Here is a 23492-nt window from a genome sequence, read left to right as displayed (position 1 = left end):
GACGGGTCCGCAGCAGGAAGTAGGCCAGCAGGCCGAGCAGCACCGCGAACTGGCCCCAGGCGGCCAGCAACACCAGCCCCTCGTCGTTCATGAGACGCCCACTGCCCCAGGGGGAACGGGCCGAACGTTCAGCGCCTGGTGCGCTTGAGCAGCGCGATCACCGCGTGCTCGGCCGCGCCGTGGGTGGCCGGGCCGTCGCCCTCGCCCAGGTCGGCGAGCGCGCGGTCGATGGTCTTCCCGTGTTCGTACGCCGTGATCACCCGGGGGTCGACGTAGGAGGCGCGGGCCACGGCCGGGGTGTTGCCGAGGTATCCGGCCACCTCCTTCATGACCCGCGTGACGGCCCGGCGGCGGCCGGTCCGGCTGCGCACCCGTTTGGAGACGGCCAGGCCGACGGCGGCGTACACGGTGGCGTGCCAGGTGCGGAAGTCCTTGGCGCTGACGTCGGTCTCGAACCGGTCGCGCAGGTAGTCGTTGATGTCGTCGCTCCTGACGTCGACCCACCGGCCGTCGCTCTCGTAACCGAGGAGTTCGCCCTCGTCGCGGCCCTTCCGCAGGGCGGTGACGACCTCGCGGACGTCGGGGTCGGTGATCTCGACCTCGCGCGGCACCCCGCCCTTGGCCGGATAGGCGCAGGGTGGCCAGGCCGAAGGACTCGTAGGCCTCCCCGCCGACCCGGAACAGGCCGATGTCGAGCATCCGGGCGGCGGCCAGCACCCGCTCGCGGGTCAGGCCCCTGCCGTCGAGGTCGGCCTGGACCTTCTTCCGGAAGGCGGGCAGGCGTTCGGCCAGCCGGCCGACCCGCTCGAACTTGGCCCGGTCCTGCTCCTCCCGCCAGGCGTCGTGGTAGCGGTACTGGCGGCGGCCGGCCGCGTCGGTGCCCACGGCCTGGATGTGGCCGTCGGGGTCGCGGCAGATCCACACGTCCCGCCAGGCCGGGGGCAGCACCAGCGCCCGGATCCGGCGCAGGGTGCGCAGGTCCTTCACGGGGCGGCCGTCGGCGTAGGCGTAGGAGAAGGAACGCCCGCGACGGCGGCGGGTGATGCCGGGTTCGGCGGGGTCGCTGGGGCGCAGTTCTGGCACCCTGCCACCGTGCCCGGCACCGGGCCGGCCTAACGGACTACGCGTCTCTCAGCCGGGGAACCCTCGTCTACGTGCTGAAATACGTGATGGGGATGGTGCTGCCGGTGAGCGCCTGCGCCGCCGGGGCCGGGCCGGCCGTCGAGCAGGCCACGGGGCGCTTCTACGCCGCGGTGGCCGCCGGGCAGGGGGCGGCGGCGTGCGCGCTGCTCACCGACGCCGCGGCCAGGAGCCTCCCCGAGCCGTGCGCGACCAGCATCCTGGACGTCGGACTGCGCGGCGGCCCGGCCGAAGAGGTCGCGGTGTGGGGTTCCGAGGCCCAGGTGCGCCTGCGGGGGGACACCGTGTTCCTGCACCGCGGCGCCGACGGGTGGCGGGTGCGGGGAGCGGGCTGCCGGCCCGGCGGGGAACGGCCCTACGACTGCGAGGTGTCGGGCTGATGCGCACCGTGTTCGCCCTGACGGTCGCGATCATCGTGGTCGGCCTGGCCTACTTCGTGCTCATCGGGTTCCTGCGCCGATGATCCGCCGCAACGGGCTGAGCCTGTTCTTCATGGTGGCCTTCGCGCTGGCGCTGGCCGGGCAGTCGTTCGCGGGCCTCGGCGCCTACAACGACGACCAGCTCGGCTCCGGCGGCACCCCCGTCTCCTGGGGGGCCTACGTCACCTCGGCCGACTTCGCGGTCGACGTCGCGGAGAACTGGCAGTCCGAGTACCTCCAGTTCCTGCTGTACATCGTGGTCACCGTCTGGCTGATCCAGCGCGGCTCGCCGGAGTCGAAGACCGGCGACATCGGCGACAAGGTCCGGCCGGGCAGCCCGCAGTGGGCGCGGGTGGGCGGACTGCGGACGATGTTGTTCGCCAACTCGCTCGGCCTGGTGATGGGCGCGGCCTTCGTGTTGTCCTGGTACGCCCAGTCGGTCGCCGGCACCGCCGCCTACAACCGGGAACAACTCTCCCGGCTCCAGGACCCGGTGACCTGGCCCGAGTACGTGACCTCACCCGACTTCTGGGACCGCACGCTGCAGAACTGGCAGTCGGAGTTCCTGGCGGTGCTCTCGATGGTCGCCCTGTCGATCTACCTGCGCCAGCGGGAGTCGCCCGAGTCCAAACCCGTCGGCGCACCGCACGAGGAGACCGGCACGGAGGCCTGAGTTGACGCTCCCATTACCTAACCGCTATTCATTACCTAGCCGTTAGGGGTGGTGCATGCAGGACGCGATACTGGCGATGCTCGCCAAGGAGCCGTCGCACGGCTACGACCTCGGCCTGCGGCTGCGGCGTGCCCTCGGCCCGCTGGGCGGGTCGATGAACGCGGGCCAGGTCTACGTGACCCTGGCCCGGCTGGAGAAGGCGGGCCTGGTCGTCCACGAGCGGTCCGAGGAGTCGCCGGCCCGCCCCGACCGCAAGGTCTACGCCCTCACCGACGCGGGGCACGAGCGGGTGGCCGCGTGGCTGGCAGAGGTGAACCGGCCCAAGCCCGACCTGGTCGAGTTCCACCTCAAGCTCGCCGCGGCGAGCGCGTCCCGGCTGGCCGACCCGGTCGAGCTGGTCGACGCGCAGCGCCGCGAGCTGCTGCGCCGGCTGGCCGAGGCGCAGCGGGCGGTGCTGGCCGAGCCCGAGGGCTCGACCGGCGGCCTGCTGCTCGAAGGGATCGCGTTGCGGCTGCAGGCCGACCTGCGCTGGCTGGAGGCCTGCGAACGGGTCTGGTCGGGGGCCGGGAAGGAATCCGGGAACGAATGAACGTGCTGCAGGTCCGCGATCTGGCCAAACGGCACGGCCGGAAAGACAACCTGGTCCGCGCCGTCGACGGCGTCGACCTCGACGTGCCGGCCGGGCAGATGCTCGCGGTGATGGGGCCGAGCGGCTGCGGGAAGTCCACGCTGCTGCATCTGATGGGCGGCCTCGAACGGCCCACCGGCGGCCAGGTGTGGCTGGCCGGGGAACGCATCGACACCGCGGGCGAACGGGCCCTGGCCCGGCTGCGCCGCCGGTCGGTGGGGTTCGTCTTCCAGTCCTTCCACCTGGTGGAGGAGCTGACGGCGGCCGAGAACGTCGAACTGCCGGTGCTGCTGGCCGGCGGGTCGCCCAGGGCCGCCAAGCGGCGGGCCCGGCACCTGCTCGACCAGGTCGGGCTGGCTCATCGCGCCCGCCACCTGCCGTGGAAGTTGTCGGGCGGAGAGCGGCAGCGGGTGGCCGTCGCCCGCGCCCTGGCCAACGAGCCGCTGGTGGTGCTGGCCGACGAGCCCACCGGCAACCTCGACACCGCGGCCACCAACGAGGTGCTGCGGCTGTTCGCCGACCTGCGCGGCATGGGGCAGACCCTCGTCCTGGTCACCCATGACGGCAGGGTCGCGGCCAGCGCCGACCGGCTGATCTCGATGCGCGACGGGGTCTTCGTCGAGGACACCTGGCTGGGCGGGCGCACCGGGCAGTTCGACGGCCTGTTCGCGATGGGGGACTGACCGCCGTGGGACGCCTCCTTCTCGTGTTCCGCCTCGTGCTGGGCGACCTGCGCCGGCATCCCGGCCCGGCCGTGCTGCTGGTGTTGTCGACGCTCGTCGCGACCGCCGTGCTGAGCCTGGGCATGTCGCTGCCCGGGGCGACCGAGCGGCTCTATCTCCAGACCCGCGCCGCGACGGCCGGGCCCGACGTGGTGGCGGTGGCCCCCGGCATGAGCCGGGCGGCCGACACCGCGCTGAGGTCGCTGGAGAACGTGCCGGGGGTGGCGTCCCGCAGCCGGACGTACCGGACCTTCTTCACGCCGATCACCACGGGCGGCCGCGAGGTCCGCGCGGCGGTCCTCGGCGCCGACACCAGGCCCGGCCCGATCGACCGGCCGCTGGTGACGTCGGGGGTGTGGGTCCGCCCCGGCGGCGTCGTGGTCGAACGGGGCTTCGCCGGGGCGCTGCGCCTGCGCGTCGGCGACCGCGTCACCGTCGCCGGCCGGTCGTTCCCGGTGGTCGGCATCGCCGTCACCGCCGCGCGCATGGTCTATCCGTGGGCGACGATGGGCGGCCCCGACGGCGGCCCCAGCGACCAGTCGGGCCTGGTCTGGTTGCACGAACGCGACACCCGGGCGCTGGCCCAGGCGGACGTGCCGGTGGCCTCCCTCGTCTACCTGCGGCTGCGCGACCCGGCCGCCACCGCGGCCTTCCGGGCCGTCTACCACGAGGCCCACGACCCCGCGATCAGGGTGAACTGCTTCACCTGGCCGGTCATCGCCTACCAGGACTCGGTCTACCTCCGCGACGGCCAGCCGATCCTGATCGTCGGCGGCTGGCTGCTCAGCTTCATGGTCGTCGCCGGGCTGAGTACCCTGGCCGCCGGACGCGTCGCCGGGCAGACCCGCCGCGCCGGGCTGCTCAAGGTCGTCGGCGCGACCCCGGGCCTCGTGGCCGTCGTCCTGCTGACCGAATACATCGCCCTGGCGCTGCTGGCCGACGCGGCCGGCCTGGCCGTCACGCGGCTGGTCGCCCCGCTCGTCGTCAATCCTAGCGACAGCCTGCTCACCACCGGCGCGGGGCCGAGCGGCCCGGTCGTCGTGATGACGACCCTCGTCGCCGTCGGCGTGGCCGTGCTGACCGCCCTCGCCCCGGTCGTCAGGGCCCTGCGCACCGACGCCGTCGCCACGCTCTCGCCCGCCGTCCGCCGCCCCGACCACCTGGTCCTGCTCAGCAGGCTGGCCGGGCTGCTGCCGGTGCCGCTGCTGCTCGGCCTCCGCCTCGTCGCCCGCCGCCCCGGCCGCGCCCTGCTGCACGCCGGCGGCACGGCGACCACGGCCGTCGGCCTCACCGTCCTGCTGATGGTGGACGCCCAGCCCTACCGGGGCTGGGACTTCGGCGGCGTCACCATGGCCGACCTGATGGACGACCGGTCCCGCCTGCTCCTGCTGGGCGTCATCGCCGCGATGGTCATCCTCGCGGTGGTGAACACCCTCACCATGACCTGGACGACCGCGCGGGAGTCGCGGGCCACCATGGCCGTCGCCCGCACCCTCGGCGCCACGCCGGGACAGGTCACCGCGGGCCTGGCCACCGCCCAGCTCCTGCCGACGCTGCCCGGCGCGCTCGCCGGCATCCCCTTGGGCCTGTTCATGCAGTGGCTCTTCGGTCACCAGAACCCGCCGCAGCCGCCCGTCCCGTCGTTGTGGCTGATCCCGCCCGTGCTCGTGCTGGCCACCGCCGTCCTGGCGGCCGTGCCCGCGCGGGTCTCGGCCCGCCGGTCGGTGGCCGAGACGCTCAGGGCCGAAGCGGCCTGACGGCCGGAGGGCGGTCTCTTCACCGTTTCTTCGCCGTGCGCGGAGACTTCGGGCCGGTGTTCCCGGAGAGGATCCCAGGGTGCACAAAACGGCGGAGCGGCTGGCGAGGGACGGGGTCGTGGGCCTCATCGTCGTGTGGGCCGACAACAACGGCATCCCGCGCTCGCGGACCGTCCCGATCGAGCAGCTCCCGCAGGCGGCCGAGCGCGGCCTCGGCGTCAGCCCGCTGTTCGCGATCTTCGACACGCACGACGGCATCACCTACGGCCCCCCGGGGCTGAGCACCCCGTCGGGAGACGTGCGCCTCGTCCCGGTCGCCGACCGGATCGTCCGGCTGGCCGGGCAGCCCGGCTTCGCGTGGGCCCCCGGCCGCCAGATGACCGCCGACGGCTCCCCGTGGCCCTACGACCAGCGCGGCGTGCTGGAACGGCAGGTGGAGGCCGCCGCACGGGCCGGTCTGGAGTTCCGGGCGGGCTACGAGCTGGAGTTCCGCCTCAGCCGGGAGGACGGCCCCCTCGCGGTCGTGGGCCCCTCCTACAGCCCCCGGCTGATGCTGGAGGTCGACGAGTTCGCCACCCGGCTGATGCGCGACCTGCGCGCCAACGGCGTCGAGATCGGCCAGTTGCACGCCGAATACGGCCCCGCGCAGTTCGAGCTCAACATCGCCCCCGCCGACCCGCTCACCGCCGCCGACCTGCAACTGCTCACCCGCCAGACGATCCACGCCGCCGCCCGCGCCCACGGCCTGCGGGCCTGCTTCGCCCCGCTGACCGACGGCGCGCGCGTCGGCAACGGCTGGCACCTGCACACCTCGGTCGCCCGCGACGGCGTCAACCTCCTGTCGGGCGGCGACGGCCCGCACGGCCTGACCGCCGACGGGGCCGCCTACCTGGCCGGGCTGCTGCGCGACCTGCCGTCCATCGCGGCGGTCACCGCCCCCAGCGCCGCCTCCCTGCTGCGCCTGCGGCCCGGCTTCTTCTCCAGCGCCTACGCCTTCTGGGGCGTGGAGAACCGGGAGGCCGCCCTGCGCTTCGTGCCCTCCACCGGCCTGCTGGGCGCCGCCCACGCCAACGTGGAGCTCAAGCCGTCGGACGCCTCCGCCAACCCCTACCTGTCGCTGGCCGTCGTCATCGCCTCGGGCCTGGCCGGCATCGCCGACGGCCTCGTGCCCCCGCCGCCCGTCCAGGAGGACCCGGGCCCGTGGACCGAGGAACGCCGCGCGGCGGCGGGCATCCACCGCCTGCCCGCGACGTTCGAGGAGCAGCACGCGGCGCTGAACAGCGGCCTGGTCCGCGCGGTCCTGGGCGAGGAGCTCTTCGGCGCGTTCACCGTCGTGCGCGCCGCCGACCAGGCCTGGGCGGAGGGCAGGCCCCTCGACGAGGTCATCGCCGCCCATCTGTGGAGATACTGAGCACGCCCATTCCCTGTCACATCGGCGAATCGACGTACCGGCACGAACACCGGACGACGAACGGAGACCGAGATGCGTTACCTGCTGCTGAGCCTGGCCGACGAGAACACCCCCGCCCCCGACGAGAGGCTGTTCGCCGAGATGGGCGCGTTCATCGAGGAGATGAGCGCCAAGGGCGTCCTGCTGGCCACCGGCGGCCTGGAGCCCGGCGGGCTGCGGATGACCTCGTCGGGAGAGGAGTTCACGGTGACCGACGGGCCGTTCACCGAGGCCAAGGAGGTCGCCGTCGGCTTCGCCCTGGTGGAGGTGCGGTCGCGGGAGGAGGTGCTGGAGCTGGCCCGCCGCTTCCGCCGGATCGTCGGCGACGGGGTCAGCGAGATCCGCAGAGTCCAGTGATCGACGCCGTCTGGAGACTGGAGTCGGCGAAGATCATCGCCGCGCTGACCCGGCTGGTCGGCGACGTCGGCCTGGCCGAGGAGTTCGCCCAGGACGCCCTGGTCGCCGCCATGGAGCAGTGGCCCGCCGAGGGCAGGCCCGGCAACCCCGGCGCCTGGCTGATGTCCGTGGCCAGGCGCCGGGCGATCGACCACATCCGGGCCGAGCGCCGGCACGACCGCACCCACGGTCAGCTCGCCCACGACCTGCGCCAGGACGCCGATGACACCACCGGAGAGGACGACCGGGACGACACGCTGCGGCTGATGTTCCTGTCGTGCCACCCGGTGCTGCCGCCTCCGGCGCGGGTCGCGCTCACCCTGAAGCTGCTCGGCGGGCTGACGAACGCGGAGATCGCCCGCGCCTTCCTCACCGGCGAGCAGGTGATCGCCCGGCGGATCGCCGACGCCAAGCGCGCATTGGCCGAGCACCGGGTGGGCTTCGACCTGCCCGGCCCGGCCGAGGCGGCGGAGCGGCTCGCGTCGGTGCTGGAGGTCGTCTACCTGATCTTCAACGAGGGCTACGCGGCGGCGTCCGGCGACGACCTGATGCGGCCCGGCCTCACCCTGGAGGCGCTGCGCCTCGGCGGCATGCTGGCCGAGGCGGCTCCCCGGCCCGAGGTGCTGGGCCTGCTGGCCCTGATGGAGATCCAGGCCTCCCGCGCGGAGGCCCGCACCGGCCCGTCGGGTGAGCCGATCCCGCTGTACGAGCAGAACCGGGGCCGCTGGGACCGGCTCCGCATCCGCCGGGGGTTCGCCGCGATGTTGCGGGCCCGCGAACTCGGCGGGCCTCCCGGCCCCTACCTGCTCCAGGCCGCCATCGCGGTCTGCCACGCCCAGGCGCCGACGGCCGAGGAGACCGACTGGGCCCAGATCGTCTCCCTCTACGAACTCCTCGTCCGGCTGACCCCGACCCCCGTCGTGCGGCTCAACCGGGCGGTGGCCGTCGGCATGGCCCACGGCCCGCAGGCGGGGCTCGACCTGACCGAGGACCTGACCGCCGATCCGGCGCTGCGGAACTACCACCTGCTCCCGGCCGTGCGCGCCGACCTGCTGCTGCGCCTGGGCCGCGCCGGCCCGGCCCGGCGGGAGTTCCTGCGGGCGGCGGCGCTGGCCGACAACGCCGCCGAACGCGCCTTCCTGGCACGGCGGGCCGCCGGCGTCCCGGCGGCCGAGCCCGCCGGGGCGCTGCTCGGCCCGGCCGTGGCCGATTTCCTCGCCGGGCGCGCGGACGCGACGGCCCGGTCCTACGGGCAGACGCTGCGGCGGCTCGGCACGGCCCTCGGCGAGCAGACCCCGGTGGCGGAGCTCACCCCCGCCGAGACGGCCCGCGTGGTGACCTCGGCCTGGGGCGCGACGGCGGCCCGGACGTGGAACCGGCACCTGGCCGCGCTGCGCTCGTTCGGCGCGTGGGCCGGCCGGCCCGACCTGGTCGCGGAGCTCGCGCGGCGGCCCGAGCCCGCGCCGGCGCCCCGGCCCGCCGTGCCCGCCCAGGCGTGGCGCGAAGCCGATGCGGCGCCGCGCGAGCGGGCCCTGTGGTGGCTGCTGCACGAGTCGGCCGCCCCGGTGACCCGGGTGCTGGCCCTCAACGTCGAGGACCTCGACCTGGAGGCCCGCCGCTCCCGTACCGGGATCACGTGGCGCTCCCGGACGGCCGCGCTGCTCCCGGACCTCATCGGCGACCGCACCCGCGGCCCGCTGTTCCTCTCCGGCCGCCGCCCCGCGCCCGCCCGCGCCCCCGCCGAGGGCGACCTGTGCCCGCACACCGGCCGCCGCCGGTTGTCCTACGAACGCGCCGAGCACCTCTTCAAAACGGCCACCGGCCACACCTTGAGTGCACTTCGCCTGACCTGAAAAGTCAGGACGATTACCCACCTGTACACCCGAATACCCCCGATTTACACTCACGGAGAATGATCGGGAGGTGGCCCGGCATGCTGGTCAGCGACGTCATGACGGCGTTCCCGGCGCACATCCGGCTCGGTTCGACCATCAGACGGGCGGCCGAGGTGGTGAGCGTCTCCGAGGTCGGCCAGCTCATGGTCATCGACCACGACGGCAGGTTCGCCGGATCGTTGTCCGAAGAGGATCTGGTCCGGGCCATGCTGCCCGGCTTCGACGACGTGACCGCCGGAGGCGGCACCCTCGCCGACGCGTTCCGGATCTTCCTGGAGAAGGGCCGCGCGCTCGCCGACCGGGTCATCGACCCGCTCGTCGTGCGCGACACGGCCACCGTGCGCCCGGCCGACGAACTGGCCAGGGCCGCGATCGTGATGATCGAGCGCGGCATCCGGAGGCTCCCCGTCGTCGACGAGGGGAATCTCGTGGGCACGCTCTCCCGCGCCGACCTGTGCCGTGCGGTGATCTACCATTCCTGAGCTGCGGTTGACCCTCACCGACCGGCACACCCGGGCGACCAGCCAGCGGGTGTGCACCCTTCCGGTCATCCTCGGCCGCGACGCCGGCGCGGCGGCCGTGGTGCTCGACGACGGCGCCGTCTCGCGGCGGCACGCGCGCCTCGAATCCGACGGCGGCCGGGTCGTGCTCACCGACCTCGGCAGCTCCAACGGGACCTTCGTCAACGACGTGCGGATCACCCGGCACGTGCTCGGCACGGGCGACCGCGTCCGCATCGGCCGCTACGAGCTGACGTGGGCGTTCATCGACCCCGACCGGACGACCACCCTCGACGCCGGCCAGCTCACCATGGTGCGCCCGGTCGGACCGCCCCGGGTCGCCGCCCGCCGGGTGGTGGAGGCGGCCGAGGCGTTCAACCGGCGGGCCGGGCACGAACTCGACGGGTTCCTGTCCTTCGCCCACGGGTTCCTCCCCGCCGAGCCGCCGCTGCTGTCCTTCCCCGAGTCCCACCGGGCCTGGGACGAGATGACCACCCGGTTGCCCGAGCTGTTCCGCCGGCTGACGCTGCGGCGGGCCTTCGACGCGATGCCGGTGCTCGACGCCCGGCCCGACGCGCTGCCCGACCGCTACCTGCTGCGCGCCTCGACGATGCTCGGGGTGTTCGCGCACGCCTACCAGTACATGGCCGTCGACCCGCCGAAGGCGCTGCCCGACTCGCTGCTGCGGCCCTGGACGACGGTCTCGCGGCGGCTGGGCAAGAAGACGCCCGCCGTGTCGTACATCGACCTGTTCTTCTACAACTGGCGGCTGCGCGACCCGGCCGGGCCGCGCGTGCTCGACAACATGGACCTGCTCGTGCCGACCTGGGACAACGCGGCCGAGCGTGTCTTCTACCTGGTCACCACCGAGTTCGCGATGGGGCTCACGCCCGTGCTGGGCGCCATGGTCGAGGCACAGGAGGCCGTCGTCGCCGACGACCCGGCCGCCCTGGAGCGTTCCCTCCTGGTCATCCTCGACCGGCTCCGGTACGTCACCCAGGTCGTCTACCCGCAGATCGACCCCAACCCCCGGGGCCGCAGCCCGCTCGACCAGGTGCTCTGGGCCAAGACGGTCGGCACGGCCGGCGTGCCGATCTTCGACGGCGCGCCCAGCCCGAGCGGCACCGCCCAGCCGCAGGTCCACGCGATCGACGCGTTCCTCGAACGCCGCGAATACGGCTCGATGGTCGGGCGGCAGAGCACCTACCTGGCCGGCTTCTTCCCCCGCCACTGGCGGGAGCTGGTGGCCGCGCTCCGCGAGGTGTCGGTGCGCCAGTACGTCGAGGACACCCGCGACAGCACCCTGCGCGGCGTCTACAACGCCATGCTCGACGCCTACGTGGGCGACCGCGGCTGGATGGGGCTGCACCGCGTCAAGGCGTACGGCTTCCTGGAGGTCGCCTTCAAGGTCGGCCGCCAGGTGACCACCGGGGCCCGGTTCACCGGCCTGTTCAAGGACCGGACCTGGGACAAGGTCGACGGCGAACTCGCCACCGTCCGGGAGGAGCGCCGCCCTCCGGTGGGCGCGCCGGTGGTGTTCGGGACCGCCCGCCGGGGCCGCGTCGTCACCGGGGAGTCCGGTGCCTGGACGTGCTACCTCGACATCGACGTCACCGGGCAGGGCGTGCACCACCTGCCGGGCGACCGGGTCGGCGTGCTGGCCGAGAACGACGACGACCTCGTGCGCCGCACCGTCGCCGCGTTACAGGCGACCGGCGACGAACTGGTGCCGCTCACCCCCGAGTGGCGGACGGCGGTGGCCGGCCGGGCCGGGTTCGGCGAGGTCGACGTGCTCCCCCTCCGCACCCTGCTGCGCTTCGCCCGCCTGCGCCCCGTCGGCCGCGAGGTGGCCAAGCGGCTGATCCGGCGCACGGCCGTCGGCGCCTGGCAGCGGATCGTGGACGCCCGCATGGAAGACCAGTGGGAGCTCTGGGACGTCCTGAACCTGCTGTACGCGGGCGGCTACGACGTCACCCGCCTGTGGAAGGCCGACCTGCGGGAGAAGGACGCGTTCTGCCGGGTGGTCCCGCCCGAGCCGTTCCGCCTCTATTCGATCGCCTCGGCCCCGCCCCCCGGCGAGGCGGCCACCACGTTGCGGCTCGTGGTCGCCGGGCTCGGCTACACCTCCGCCCGGACCCCGTGGTCCTACCCCCGCGAACGGCGCGGCACGGCCTCCCACTTCCTGCGCCGCGCGGCCCAGGAGGGCCGCGGCCACCTGTCGCTGCGGATCGTGCCGACGCCGAGGTTCCGGCTGCCCGCCGATCCCGGCCGGCCCGTCGTGATGTTCGCCGCCGGTTCGGGCATCGCGCCCTTCCTCGGGTTCGCCGCCGCCCGCACCGGACCGGGGGAGAACCGGCTCTACCTGGGGATCCGGTCGCCGGGAGAGTTCGTCCACCACCCTGATCTGGAGACCGCGGCGGCCGAGGGCCGGCTGCGCCTGTCGGTCGCGTTCTCCCGCGCCGACGCCGGCGTCACCTTCGACGGCGCGCGCCACGTCGTCGGGGCCGGGCGACGCCGCCGGGTCGACGACGTGATCCGCGCCGAGGCCGACGACCTCTGGGCGCTGCTCGAACGGGGCGCCCACGTCTACGTGTGCGGCAGCGCGCGGTTCGCCGTCGCCGTGCTCGACGCGCTCGCGGAGATCGTGCCCGGCGACGGCCGCGAGTTCCTCCGGCGGCTGACGGCCGACGGGCGGCTGAGCCAGGACGTCTTCACCACCTACCTGGGCCACGCGCAGCAGGGCCCCCGCTTCGACGTGTCGGAGCTGGCCCGGCACACCACCGCCGAGGCGGGCTACTGGATGGCGATCGGCGGGGCCGTCTTCGACGTCGGCGAGTTCCTGCACCTGCACATCGGCGGGCCGCACATCGTCCGCAACCACGTCGGGCTCGACGCGACGGCGGCGTACCGGAAGATCCTGCACCACGCGCACGCCGAGATCGACGCGCAGCTCGCCATGTACCAGATCGGCCACCTGCGCCGGCTGGAGTTCGGCGCGAAGTGGGGCGTGGTGCTCACCGAGGAGGGGCTGCGCGCGCTGCCGCTGGAGGAGCTGTTCCGGACCTGGGTCCGGTTCGTCTACCTCCTGGTCGGCATGGAGAACGCGCTGACCGCCGACTACGCCTTCACCACCATGGCGGCCACCGCGGGCGAGGACCCGGCCGAGCTGACGCCGTTCAAGGCGCAGTTCGCCGTCGAGGCCCACCGGCGTTTCCTGGTCAGCTACCTCGACGGGCTGCTCGGCGACGACCTGCGCACCCTGTGGCAGCTCACCGCCGGGTTCTGCGACCCGCACCTGGACATCCGCTCCTACGACGCCGACCTGGCGGCCCTGACGGCCCGGCCGGAGACCACGCTGGTCAGGACCACGGTGTCGGCCGTCAGGGACCTCGACTTCACGCGCGTCGCGACGTTGTGCCGCGCCTACGCCCACCACGACGTCCGCCTGCTCCGCGACCTGAAGGCCGCGATCCTGGAGGGCCTGCGGGCGTTCGAGACCCATGAGGCCGACGTCGTGGAGCGGGCGGGCGCCACGTTGCTGAACGCGGTCGGCGAGGCCCTCGGCGCGGTCGCGGCCTACCACCGGCGGCTGGCCGACCTGACCCGCGCCCAGGGCGTCACCCCCGGCGACGCCGCCGACGACGTCATCCCGCCCGACCGGGGCATCCCCGGCCACGGCGGCCCTCTCCCCGTCTGAGAACCGGCATCCCGGCCGGCCTCAGCCGGTCAGCAGGGACAGCGCCTTGCGCAGGGCGGGGTCGCGGCCGGTCGCCAGATCCAGGGCCGTCATGGGGGCGTGGTGGTCGGCCGGGACGCCGACCGTGTCGATGATCTCCTTTCCGGGGCCGAGATGGCGCACCGACGGCATCGCGAGCACGCTGCCGTCGCCGAGCGACCACGCGGAGGCCGGCCCCGAGACGGCGCCCGCCGTGCGGGTGCCCACGGTGGGGGCGATCCCGTTGCCCTGGGCCGCCGCGCTGAAGTCCTCACACGCCGACGCGCACCGCCGGTCGGTGAGGACGACCAGCCGGGCCCCGAGCAGGGGCACGCCGTCGTCGGTCCGGTTGGGCGTGCACGAGCCGTCGTAGGCGCAGAAGTAGCTGGTGACCTTGCCGTGGGCGAACGCGCCGAGCAGCCTGACGACCTCTCTGGGGGAGCCGCCGCCGTTGCCGCGCAGGTCGAGGACGACCTTCTTGGGCCCGCCGCGCAGCGCCGCGATCACCTGGTCGGCGGCGCCGTCGTAGAAGCCGGGGAGCCGCACGTACCGGACCCCGGAGACGTCCCTGACCCGCAGGGTGCGCGCCCGAGGCGTCAGCGGGCCCTCGGTGAGCCTGACCGTGCGCACCCGGCCGGTCGTGGGCCGCTTCAGGGTCATCGTGAACGACGGTTGCCGCACCTGCTCGACCAGCAGCGGGTTCAGCGTGCCGCCGACCCAGACGGGCACCCCGTCGATCGCCTGCACGATGTCGCCGGGCCGGACCCCGGCCCGGTCGGCCGGGCTGTCGTCGACGACGTCGGTGATGAAGAACGGCGGCCGGGCCGCCGGGTCGATTCCCGCCCCGCCGATCCCCGACGCGCCCACGATGCCGGTCCCCACGGGGCCGCCCTCGCGCGGCGGTTCGGGCACGTGGTGCCGGGCGTGGTTGTCGCGCAGCCCGGCGACCATGCCGTCGACGGCGGCGCGCAGCGCCACCGGGTCGCCCGTGCCGAGCGCGGCGGCCGCGGCGGCCCAGTCGGCGTCGCGGTCCCCGGTCAGCGCGGGCAGCCGCAGCCCGGCGACGTCGGCGCCGCGCCGCTGCAGGTTCCGCGTGTACGCGGCGAACGCGTCCCTCAGCAGATCCTGGGTGCGCAGGCCGGGCCCGGCGTAGTAGTGGTCGAGCACGCAGAAGAACGCCTGCCCGAGCGTGTCCACCGACGTCGGGGGAGGAGAGGCGGGGGGTGGTCCCGTCATGCGGGCGCACGCCGGAGGGGCGGCGGCCGCCGCCGGAGCGGCGGGGGCGAGGGGCACGGTCAGGAGGGCGGCGAGGGCCGCCGCGGCCAGCAGCTTGGTCATGGGGCCGAATGTCGCGGACCCGGCGTTGCGCGGGGGTGAACGCGGACGCTAACGCCGCTGTAACCCCGGAGCCGGTAGGAACGGGTCATGCGAGTCTTGGTGGTGGAGGACGAGCGCGACCTGGCCGACCTCGTCGGCGAGGGGCTGCGCCGCCATGCGATGGCCGCCGACGTCGTCTACGACGGCGCCGCCGCGGCCGAACGCCTCGGCGTGCACGACTACGACGTGGTCGTCCTCGACCGCGACCTGCCCGACGTGCACGGCGACGACCTCTGCCGCGACCTGGCCGGACGCGGCGGCCGCACCCGCATCCTGATGCTGACGGCGGCGGCCTCGGTGCCCGAGCGGGTGGCGGGCCTGGGGCTGGGCGCCGACGACTACCTGTGCAAACCCTTCGACTACGCCGAACTGGTGGCCCGGGTGCGGGCGCTGGGGCGGCGCAGCCGCGAACCGGTGCCGCCCGTGCTCACCCGCCACGGGATCGTGCTCGACACCCGGCGGGTGCAGGCCGCCAGGGACGGGCGGCACCTGCACCTGTCGCTGAAGGAGTTCGCCGTTCTGGAGGCGCTGCTGCGCGCCGACGGCGCCGTCGTCAGCGCCGAACGCCTGCTGGAGCTGGCCTGGGACGAGCACGCCGACCCGTTCACGACGGTCGTGCGGGTCGTCGTCAGCCGGTTGCGCGGCAAACTCGGCGACCCGCCGTGCATCCGGACGGTGCCCGGAGCGGGATACGTGTTGTGAGGACGATCCGCGTCCGCCTGGCGCTCACCTACACGGGGCTGTTCCTGGTGACGGCCGCGGTGCTGCTGGCGAGCGTCAACCTGTCGCTGCACCACCGGCTCCGGCTGGAGACGCGACCCCCGGCGCCGCCCGCCCCCGTCGCGGGCGGGGTGCTCACCCGGCCGCCCGAGCCGGTGCTGCGGCCGAGGCTGATGGAGGAGGTCGTCACCTACCAGTGGGAGGTGGCCGGCGTGGCCATCGCCGTGATGACCCTGGTGTCGCTGGCCGTCGGCTGGTTCTTCGCCGGGCGCATGCTGCGGCCGGTCCACCGCATCACCGCGACGGCCCGCCGCCTGTCGTTGTCGAACCTGCACGAGCGCATCGCGCTGACCGGCCCGCACGACGAGCTGCGCGAGCTCGCCGACACCTTCGACGAGATGCTGGCCCGGCTGGAGCGCTCGGTCGAGGGGCAGCGCCGCTTCATCGCCACCGCCTCCCACGAGCTGCGCACGCCGCTGGCCGTGCAGCGCGCCGCGATCGAGATCGGCCTCCCCGACGACGTCGGCCCGGTCAAGGGCAAGCTGCTGGCCGCCAACCGGCGCAGCGAGCGCCTCATCGACGCCCTGCTGGTGCTCGCCCAGGCCGAGCACGGGATCGAGACGCCGGAGGAGGTCGAGTTGTCGGAGGTGGTCCGCCTCGCCGTGGCCGAACTCGACCACGGCGACGTGACCGTGACCGTGACGGCCGGGCCCTGCACGGTGCTCGGCGACCGGACGCTGCTGCACCGCCTGGTGACCAACCTCGCGGGCAACGCGGTCCGCCACAACGTGCCCGGGGGCACCGCGGAGATCACCCTGACGGGAGGCGTGCTGCGGGTGGTCAACACCGGCCCCCACGTGCCGCCCGAGCGGTTCGGCGACCTGTTCGCCCCGTTCCGGCGCATCGGCACGACCCGGACGCAGGGCGCCGGCCTGGGCCTGTCGATCGCCGCCGCCATCGCCCGCGCCCACGGCGCGCGGATGGAGGCGCGTGCCAACCCGGGAGGCGGGCTGGAACTGGTCGCCCGGTTCCCGGCGGTCAGCTGACCGGCCGCCGGCCGGCCGCCCCGAACCGCGACATCACCCGCGACAACACGGCCGACTGGTCGCCGGAGCCGGTCCGGTCCCAGACCCCGCCGGCCAGCAGGTACCTCTCCCCGGCCACGAAGGCGGTGCCGGCCCGCGACATGGCGTCGATCCGGCGCCGGACGTGCGGCCGGCGGGAGAACTCGCCCATCCGCAGGGGCAGCACCATCCAGCTCGTCAGCGTGTACCCGCACGCGCGGGCGTGCGCCAGCACCGAACAGGGGTCGGCGTACGACGAGATCATCAGGAGCACCGTGTCGAACCCGGACGACAGGATGCGTTTGCTGATGCCCGCGCCCGAATGGCCGCCCGACAGGTGCGGAAAGGCCGGCCGCTCCCGCGGATGGGGAAGATAGGGCGGGTTGGCGACCACGCACCGGAGTTTCTCGCCGGGCCGCAGAGCGGCGAAGAAATCGCCGTGCCGGACGTCGTAACGCCCGGACAGGCCGCTCCGGTGGATCAGCTCGCGGGCGGACGCGGCGGACCTCTCGTCGAGTTCGTAGCCGCTCATCCGGCCCTGGAAATCGATGCGCTGAATGGCGCTCACCATGGCCCGCCCCGAGCCGGCGCCGAATTCGTGAACGTGTCTCATCGCAGGTCGGCGAGTGAGGAGCTCCGCCACGCAGAGCCCGTAGAATTCCGACTCCTGGTGATCATAAAAAGCCAGCATCCGCGCTCCTCGATTACTCGAATCGGCGATTGTCTCGGCTTACCCGGGTTCACCCGAGCTATGTCGCGGACGTGTGGAAATCTCTTTTCAACGTTAAATCCGAGTGGTGGCAAAAAGGTGGACAAGTTATGCGCGCCGCGCCGCCGGGTATTTTCACGTCGGCCGAATCAGCGTGCCATTCATCGTCCGGAGCGGGCTGTCCCGCATGACAGACAGGTGCGCTGCCCATGGCCGTCCAAGAGCCGATCACCTCTCCGCTCGCTCCCGTCAAACGGGGCAAGGGCACGGTCGTCGTGTCGTGGCTGACCACGACCGACCACAAGGTGATCGGTTACATGTACCTGATCTCCGCGTTCTTCTTCTTCCTGGTCGCCGGGATCATGGCGCTGCTCATCCGTGCCGAACTGGCCCATCCGGGCCTGCAGATCGTCTCCAACGAGCGGTACAACCAGCTCTTCACGCTGCACGGCACGCTGATGCTGCTGCTGTTCGCCACCCCGCTGTTCGCCGGGTTCGCCAACGTCGTGATGCCGCTCCAGATCGGCGCGCCCGACGTGGCCTTCCCGCGGCTGAACGCGGTCAGCTTCTGGTTGTTCCTGTTCGGCGGGCTGGGGGTGACCGCGAGCCTCTTCAACGCCGGGGGCGCCCCGTCGTTCGGCTGGACGGGCTACACGCCGCTGTCGACCGGGCCGTTCAGCCCCGAGATGGGCGGGGACCTGTGGATCATGGGCCTGGTGTTGTCGGGGCTCGGCACGATCCTCGGCGCGGTCAACTTCATCACCACGATCATCACCATGCGGGCGCCCGGCATGACCATGTTCCGGATGCCGATCTTCACCTGGAACATCCTGCTGACCAGCGTGCTCGTGCTGATCGCCTTCCCGGTGCTGGCGGCGGCGCTGCTGGTGCTGGAGGCCGACCGGCGGCTGGGCGCGCACGTCTTCGACGCCGAGGTCGGCGGCGCGATGTTGTGGCAGCACCTGTTCTGGTTCTTCGGGCACCCCGAGGTCTACATCGTGGCGCTGCCGTTCTTCGGCATCGTCACCGAGATCATCCCGGTCTTCAGCCGCAAACCGCTGTTCGGCTACGTCGGACTGGTCGGCGCGACCATCTCGATCACCGGCCTGTCGGTCACCGTCTGGGCGCACCACATGTTCGCCACCGGGCGGGTGCTGCTGCCGTTCTTCTCGTTCATGTCGTTCCTGATCGCCGTGCCGACCGGGGTGAAGTTCTTCAACTGGATCGGCACCATGTGGCGCGGCCACCTGTCGTTCGAGCCGCCGATGTTGTTCGCGGTCGGCTTCCTGGTGACCTTCCTGTTCGGCGGGATCACCGGCGTCATCCTGGCCAGCCCGCCGCTCGACTTCCAGGCCCACGACTCCTACTTCGTGGTGGCCCACTTCCACTACGTGCTGTTCGGCACGGTCGTGTTCGCCATGTTCGGCGGCTTCTACTTCTGGTGGCCCAAGTGGACCGGCCGGATGCTCGACTTCCGGCTCGGCCGCTGGCACTTCTGGCCGCTGTTCATCGGCTTCCACACCACGTTCCTGGTGCAGCACTGGCTGGGCATCTCCGGCATGCCGAGACGGTACGCCGACTACAGCCCCGTCGACGGCTTCACCACCCTGAACGTGGTCTCCTCGGTGGGCGCGCTCATCCTCGGGATCTCGACGCTGCCGTTCCTGTTCAACGTCTGGTACACCGCCAAGTACGCGCCGAGGGTCGAGGTCGACGACCCCTGGGGCTTCGGCAACAGCCTGGAGTGGACGACGTCGTGCCCGCCGCCCCGCCACAACTTCCACCGCATCCCGCCCATCAGGTCGGAGCGGCCGGCGTTCGACCTCAAGTATCCCCATGTCACCAGACGCGGGATCCCCAGTGGATGACGACCGTGTCCTCGCGGAGATGGCCCGCCATCTCCGCGAGCAGGACCGCGCCTTCGCGGCGCGCATCGACCGGCTGAACGCCACCTGCGCCGAGATGGCCCGGGGGCGCTTCCAGTGGGAGGTGAGCCGGACCGAGATGACCCTGATCGTGCTGGCCACGATCCTGGCCGCCGTGCTGATGGGCGCGGCGGCGGTCATGGTCCATCGTGATCAGCCGAGCACGCAGAACTCGTTGCCGTCGGGGTCGGCCATGAGCACCCGGTCACCGGCGGCGCCGAGCCGGGTCGCCCCGAGGGCGACCAGCCGGTCGATCTCCACCTGGGCGATGTCGAAGTGCAGCCGGTTCCTCCCGGTCTTGACCGGCAGCGGCGGGCCGCCCCAGGTGATCTTCGGGCCGCCGTGCGGCGACCGGATCGCGGTCTCCTCGTTCTGGTCCCACACCAGGGGCCAGCCCAGGGCCGCGCTCCAGAAGTAGCCGACCGCCTGCGACCCGTCGCACGCGAGCGCCCCGATGAACCCGCACTCGGCGAGGAACGTGTTGCCCGCCTCGATGACGCAGAACTCGTTGCCCTCGGGGTCGGCGAGCACGACGTGCTCCTCCTCGGGGAGCTGCCCGACGTCGATGTGCCGGGCCCCCAGGGCGAGCGCCCTGGCCACGGTCGCCCGCTGCCCGTCGTCCGAGTCGCTGGTGAGGTCGAAGTGCATCGGGTTCTCCCGGGTCTTCGGCTCCCGCGTCGGGAGGAACCGCAGGCGGAAGCCGGTATCGTCGGCGGGCAGCAGCGTGGTGGCGCCGTCCGCCTGCCAGCCGAGGAACTCGCCCCAGAACCGGGCGAGCGCGGGTGGGTCGTGCGCGTCGATGGAGAGCGCGGCGAGCTGAGGGGTCATCCGGTTGACGCTAGCCGCGTGGAATGTGGCGGTTCCACTGGATTTCCCACGTCTGTAACGCATCGGTAACGGTTGAACACGCCGCTCTGGTGCCTTCTTTGTGTGAACGCTAACAATCTCAAGAGAAATCCCCTCGGCTGAGCGGTGTTCTGGCGGTGTTAGCGCTAACAATCGAGGGTCGAGCCTTGCAAGTGAAGGGAAGGCCATGACGGCATCCGAGAAGTCAGGAATGAGCCGCCGCACCTTCGTGCGGACGTCGGCCATCGGGGTGGCCTTAGCCGCGACGACCAACGGCGTTCAGGCGGGCACGGCCCAGGCCGCGACCGCGAACGTCACCGAGTCCCTGGCCGGTATCCCCTATGTCGGCGCCGGGAGCAACACCCCGGTCAGGCCGTTCTGGCTGCACGAGATCAGCCTGAAGACCGGGTTGCTGCAGGAGAAGCGCGACCGGATGAAGGCGTTCCTGCAGGCGTTCGACGAGCGCCGTTTCCTCTTCCTGTTCAACAACCAGGCCGGCCGGCCGAACCCCGCGGGCGTGACCGCACCCGGCGGCTGGGAGGACGGCGGCCTGCTGAGCGGCCACTGGGCCGGTCACTACATGAGCGCCCTGGCCCAGGCCTACGCCGACCAGGGCGAGGCGGTCTACAAGACCAAGCTCGACTGGATGGTCAACGAACTCGGCGCCTGCCAGGACGCCATCACCGCCCGCCTGACCGCCCCCGGAGACCCGGAGGAGCCGGAGGCGCTGCCCATCGGCCGGGTGGCCGGGAAGTTCGGCAACGCCCTGAAGCTCAACGGCGGCAGCAACGCCGAGCACGTCAAACTGCCCCAGGAGGCGGTGTCCCAGCTCACCAACTTCACGATCGCGACCTGGGTCAACCTCGCCGCCGCGCAGAACTGGAGCCGGGTCTTCGACTTCGGCCAGAGCACCGCGGTCAACATGTTCCTCACCGCCCGCGCCGGCGTCACCGGCAACCCGCCCCGGTTCGCCATCACCACCACGGGCAGCGGCGGCGAGCAGCAGATCAACGGGACCACCGCGATCCCGACCGGCCAGTGGGTGCACCTGGCCGTCACCCTCTCGGGCACCGTCGGCACCCTGTACGTCAACGGCGCCGTCGCCGGCACCAACCCGAACATGACGCTCAACCCGACCAGCCTCGGGGTCCCGGGCAACGTCTGGATCGGCCGCTCGGCCTACGGGGACGCGATGCTCAACGCGAGCGTCGACGAGTTCCACATCTTCGACCGCGCCCTGAGCGCCGCCGAGATCACCTCCCTCCAGACCTCGGCCGCCGGCACCACGGGCGGCGGCAACATCGCCTGGTACCGGTTCGACGAGACCGACGGCGCCTCCGCGCTCGACTCCTCGCCCAACAACCGTCCCGCCGGCATCGTCGCCATCCCGCAGTCGGGCGGCGCGCTCTGGAAGCCCGTCTACGCCGGCTACCTGGGCGCCATCCCGGAGGACGCCGTCATCCGCGTCGGCCCGCCCCGCTACGCCCAGTACGGCGGCAACGCCGCCACCAACGTGTGGGCGCCGTGGTACACGCAGCACAAGATCGTCAGGGGCCTGCTGGACGCGTACACGCTGACCGGCAACACCAAGGCCCGCGACATCGCCGTCAAGATGGCCGACTGGGCGCACAACGCCCTGAGCACCGGCGACAAGAACCACCCGAACTACACGGGCCCCATCACCCGCGACAACCTCAACCTGATGTGGGACACCTACATCGCCGGCGAGCTGGGCGGCGCCAACGAGGTGTTCGCCGAGATCCACGCGCTGACCGGCGACCCCAAGCACCTGGAGACGGCCAAGTTCTTCGACAACCGCGAGTCCCTCTTCGGCGCGACCGTCGAGAACCGCGACATCCTCACGGTCACCAACCCGCTCGCCTACGGCCGCAGGCGCCCGGCCCGCCTGCACGTCAACCAGCACGTGCCCGGCTTCTCGGGCTACATGCGGATCTTCGAGCAGGGCGGCGGCGACGACTACCTCAAGGCCGCCGAGAACTTCTTCGGCATGCTGGTGCCGCACCGCATGTTCTCCCACGGCGGCCTCGGCGGTAACTACCCGGGCTCCAACAACAACATCGAGATGTTCCAGAACCGGGACAACATCGCCAACGCGATCGCCCAGGGCGGCGCCGAGACGTGCTCGATCTACAACGTGGCCAAGCTGGCCCGGAACCTGTTCTTCCACACGCAGGACCCGGCCTACATGGACTACTACGAGCGGGCCCTGTTCAACCAGCTCGCCGGCTCGCGGGCCGACTCGGCCGGCACGGCCAACCCGCAGGTCACCTACTTCCAGCCGCTGACCCCCGGCGCGGGCAAGTCCTACGGCAACACCGGCACCTGCTGCGGCGGCACCGGCCTGGAGATCCACACCAAGTACCAGGAGGCGACCTACTTCAAGTCGGCCGACGGCTCGGCCATCTGGGTCAACCAGTTCCTGCCCTCGACGGTGACCTGGTCGGAGAAGAACGTCACCCTGACCCAGGAGACGAACTTCCCGCGCCAGGCCGGCACCAAGCTCACGATCGCCGGCGGCGGGCAGTTCGACATCCGGCTGCGGGTGCCCAAGTGGGCCGTCAGCGGCTACCAGGTGAAGATCAACGGCGTGCTCCAGTCGCTGGAGACCCCGACCCCGGGCACCTACCTGACCCTGAGCCGCACCTGGCACACCGGCGACACGATCGAGATCTCGATGCCGTTCAGCATCCGGATCGAGCGTGCCATCGACCGCCCCGACACCCAGTCGATCATGTGGGGCCCGCTGCTCATGCCGATCCTCGGCAACCCCGGCGGCGGCGCCTACCGCGAGCTGACGCTCTACCGCCACCTCAAGCGCGACGGCGACTACTCGCGCGCGGCCATCACGGCGAACGGCGTCAACGCGGCCGGCGACCCGCTGTTCACCACGGGCGGCTTCAACCTCCGCCCCTGGTACGTCGGCGACACCCAGGCCCACTCGGCCTACTTCCGCCGGGTCGAACCGAAGATCGTCTTCGGCGGCGTGGACTCGGGCGTGCCCAACGTGAAGCGCGACGACGGCCTGCCGAACTACGACGTGCCGGTCACCGGCGTCGTCTCGCCCGGCACCGACGGCCTGACCTTCCTGGACGTGCTCTGGGACCAGGCCCCGTTCGCGACGCACGCCGCGTTCATGGCCAAGGTGAACTCCACCGCCGACGCGTTCGTGACGGCGGGGCTGCTGACCGCCGAGCAGAAGGCCGCGATCGTGGCCGCCGCCGACAGCGCCCGCGCCGAGCTCGCGCCCGAGGCGGAGCTCCCGGCCACGGTCACCCCCGAGGCCCGGTTCATCGGCGGCTCGGCCTACCTGGCCGTCCGCGTGGTGAACGACCACGACGCCCCCGTCGACGTCGTGATCGAGACGGCCTACGGCTCGAAGTCGTTCGCCGGCGTGGCCCCCGGCAAGTCCGCGTTCCAGCAGTTCGCGGTCCGCGCCGCGGCCCTGCCCGCGGGCGAGGTCACGGTCACCCTGACCGGCACGGTCGGCGGCGACGAGGTCACGACCGAGATCGTCAAGCAGTACGCGGCCAAGTAA

General features: G+C 72.7%; 19 protein-coding genes and 1 pseudogene. 14 read left to right on the top strand and 6 right to left on the bottom strand.

What is annotated here, in order from left to right; translation table 11 throughout:
* Positions 1 to 128: 128 nt before the first annotated feature.
* Positions 129 to 611 carry a site-specific integrase gene (locus AW273_RS38615; protein ID WP_232327422.1) on the bottom strand — a complete coding sequence of 161 codons (483 nt, stop codon included), beginning with the start codon at positions 609 to 611 and terminating at the stop codon, positions 129 to 131.
* A gap of 76 nt (positions 612 to 687) precedes the next feature.
* Positions 688 to 987 (bottom strand): annotated as a pseudogene (locus AW273_RS39330) (DNA topoisomerase IB-related protein); the annotation flags it as partial.
* A 167-nt stretch (positions 988 to 1154) separates the two neighbouring features.
* Between AW273_RS39330 and AW273_RS14985 the strand changes: the two are divergent.
* From AW273_RS14985 to AW273_RS14940, 10 genes are all read left to right on the top strand, one after another.
* Positions 1155 to 1520, top strand: a complete 366-nt coding sequence (locus AW273_RS14985; RefSeq protein WP_062348917.1) for a hypothetical protein — start codon at positions 1155 to 1157, stop codon at positions 1518 to 1520.
* 79 nt (positions 1521 to 1599) lie between these two features.
* The gene (locus tag AW273_RS14980) at positions 1600 to 2232 is read left to right on the top strand and encodes a DUF6766 family protein (protein WP_062348916.1); all 633 of its coding nucleotides are present in this window, start codon (positions 1600 to 1602) and stop codon (positions 2230 to 2232) included.
* Between the two features lie 55 nt (positions 2233 to 2287).
* A complete protein-coding gene (locus AW273_RS14975; RefSeq protein ID WP_062348915.1) occupies positions 2288 to 2821 on the top strand; it encodes a PadR family transcriptional regulator in 534 nt (177 codons plus the stop codon).
* A complete protein-coding gene (locus tag AW273_RS14970; protein ID WP_083949772.1) occupies positions 2818 to 3543 on the top strand; it encodes an ABC transporter ATP-binding protein in 726 nt (241 codons plus the stop codon). The genes AW273_RS14975 and AW273_RS14970 overlap by 4 nt, the downstream gene beginning before the upstream one ends.
* Positions 3544 to 3548: 5 nt before the next feature.
* On the top strand, positions 3549 to 5339 hold the full coding sequence (locus tag AW273_RS14965; protein WP_062348914.1) for an FtsX-like permease family protein: 1791 nt from the start codon (positions 3549 to 3551) through the stop codon (positions 5337 to 5339).
* Between the two features lie 79 nt (positions 5340 to 5418).
* Positions 5419 to 6750, top strand: coding sequence for a type I glutamate--ammonia ligase (locus AW273_RS14960; RefSeq protein WP_062348913.1), 1332 nt, complete (start codon positions 5419 to 5421; stop codon positions 6748 to 6750).
* A 72-nt stretch (positions 6751 to 6822) separates the two neighbouring features.
* Positions 6823 to 7146, top strand: coding sequence for a YciI family protein (locus AW273_RS14955; RefSeq protein ID WP_062348912.1), 324 nt, complete (start codon positions 6823 to 6825; stop codon positions 7144 to 7146).
* Positions 7143 to 9038: a DUF6596 domain-containing protein gene (locus tag AW273_RS14950; protein WP_062348911.1), complete on the top strand. Its 1896-nt coding sequence runs from the start codon at positions 7143 to 7145 to the stop codon at positions 9036 to 9038. Before AW273_RS14955 ends, AW273_RS14950 begins: the two co-directional genes overlap by 4 nt.
* A 59-nt stretch (positions 9039 to 9097) precedes the next feature.
* Positions 9098 to 9562: a CBS domain-containing protein gene (locus tag AW273_RS14945; RefSeq protein WP_062348910.1), complete on the top strand. Its 465-nt coding sequence runs from the start codon at positions 9098 to 9100 to the stop codon at positions 9560 to 9562.
* Positions 9563 to 9569: 7 nt separating this feature from the next.
* Positions 9570 to 13277: an FHA domain-containing protein gene (locus AW273_RS14940; RefSeq protein ID WP_062348909.1), complete on the top strand. Its 3708-nt coding sequence runs from the start codon at positions 9570 to 9572 to the stop codon at positions 13275 to 13277.
* 21 nt (positions 13278 to 13298) lie between these two features.
* Here the strand turns inward: AW273_RS14940 and AW273_RS14935 are convergent, their stop codons facing one another.
* On the bottom strand, positions 13299 to 14633 hold the full coding sequence (locus AW273_RS14935) for a S41 family peptidase (RefSeq protein ID WP_062348908.1): 1335 nt from the start codon (positions 14631 to 14633) through the stop codon (positions 13299 to 13301).
* 87 nt (positions 14634 to 14720) lie between these two features.
* Between AW273_RS14935 and AW273_RS14930 the strand changes: the two genes are divergently transcribed.
* Positions 14721 to 15374 (top strand): response regulator transcription factor, encoded by a 654-nt coding sequence (locus tag AW273_RS14930; protein ID WP_062348907.1) that lies wholly within the window; start codon positions 14721 to 14723, stop codon positions 15372 to 15374.
* Positions 15371 to 16438 carry a sensor histidine kinase gene (locus tag AW273_RS14925; RefSeq protein ID WP_063909962.1) on the top strand — a complete coding sequence of 356 codons (1068 nt, stop codon included), beginning with the start codon at positions 15371 to 15373 and terminating at the stop codon, positions 16436 to 16438. The genes AW273_RS14930 and AW273_RS14925 overlap by 4 nt, the downstream gene beginning before the upstream one ends.
* Here AW273_RS14925 and AW273_RS14920 read toward each other — a convergent pair.
* A complete protein-coding gene (locus AW273_RS14920) occupies positions 16431 to 17027 on the bottom strand; it encodes an SAM-dependent methyltransferase (RefSeq protein ID WP_062348905.1) in 597 nt (198 codons plus the stop codon). The genes AW273_RS14925 and AW273_RS14920 overlap by 8 nt on opposite strands.
* Before the next feature lie 347 nt (positions 17028 to 17374).
* On the opposite strand from AW273_RS14920, the gene ctaD reads away from it, so the two are divergent.
* Positions 17375 to 19033 (top strand): aa3-type cytochrome oxidase subunit I, encoded by a 1659-nt coding sequence (gene ctaD, locus AW273_RS14915; RefSeq protein ID WP_062348904.1) that lies wholly within the window; start codon positions 17375 to 17377, stop codon positions 19031 to 19033.
* On the opposite strand, the gene AW273_RS37200 is transcribed toward ctaD, so the two are convergent.
* Positions 19005 to 19238, bottom strand: coding sequence for a hypothetical protein (locus tag AW273_RS37200; RefSeq protein WP_157555817.1), 234 nt, complete (start codon positions 19236 to 19238; stop codon positions 19005 to 19007). The two genes, ctaD and AW273_RS37200, sit on opposite strands and share 29 nt — an antisense overlap.
* Before the next feature lie 5 nt (positions 19239 to 19243).
* On the bottom strand, positions 19244 to 19918 hold the full coding sequence (locus tag AW273_RS14910) for a VOC family protein (protein ID WP_062348903.1): 675 nt from the start codon (positions 19916 to 19918) through the stop codon (positions 19244 to 19246).
* 229 nt (positions 19919 to 20147) lie between these two features.
* Here AW273_RS14910 and AW273_RS14905 point away from each other — a divergent pair, with 229 nt between their 5' ends.
* The gene (locus AW273_RS14905) at positions 20148 to 23492 is read left to right on the top strand and encodes a beta-L-arabinofuranosidase domain-containing protein (protein WP_198168148.1); all 3345 of its coding nucleotides are present in this window, start codon (positions 20148 to 20150) and stop codon (positions 23490 to 23492) included.

Source organism: Herbidospora yilanensis, assembly GCF_001570565.1.
GTDB classification, from domain to species: Bacteria; Actinomycetota; Actinomycetes; order Streptosporangiales; family Streptosporangiaceae; genus Herbidospora; species Herbidospora yilanensis.
The sequence above is the reverse complement of the archived record's forward strand: the minus strand, read 5'-3'. Positions and strand labels throughout refer to the sequence as shown.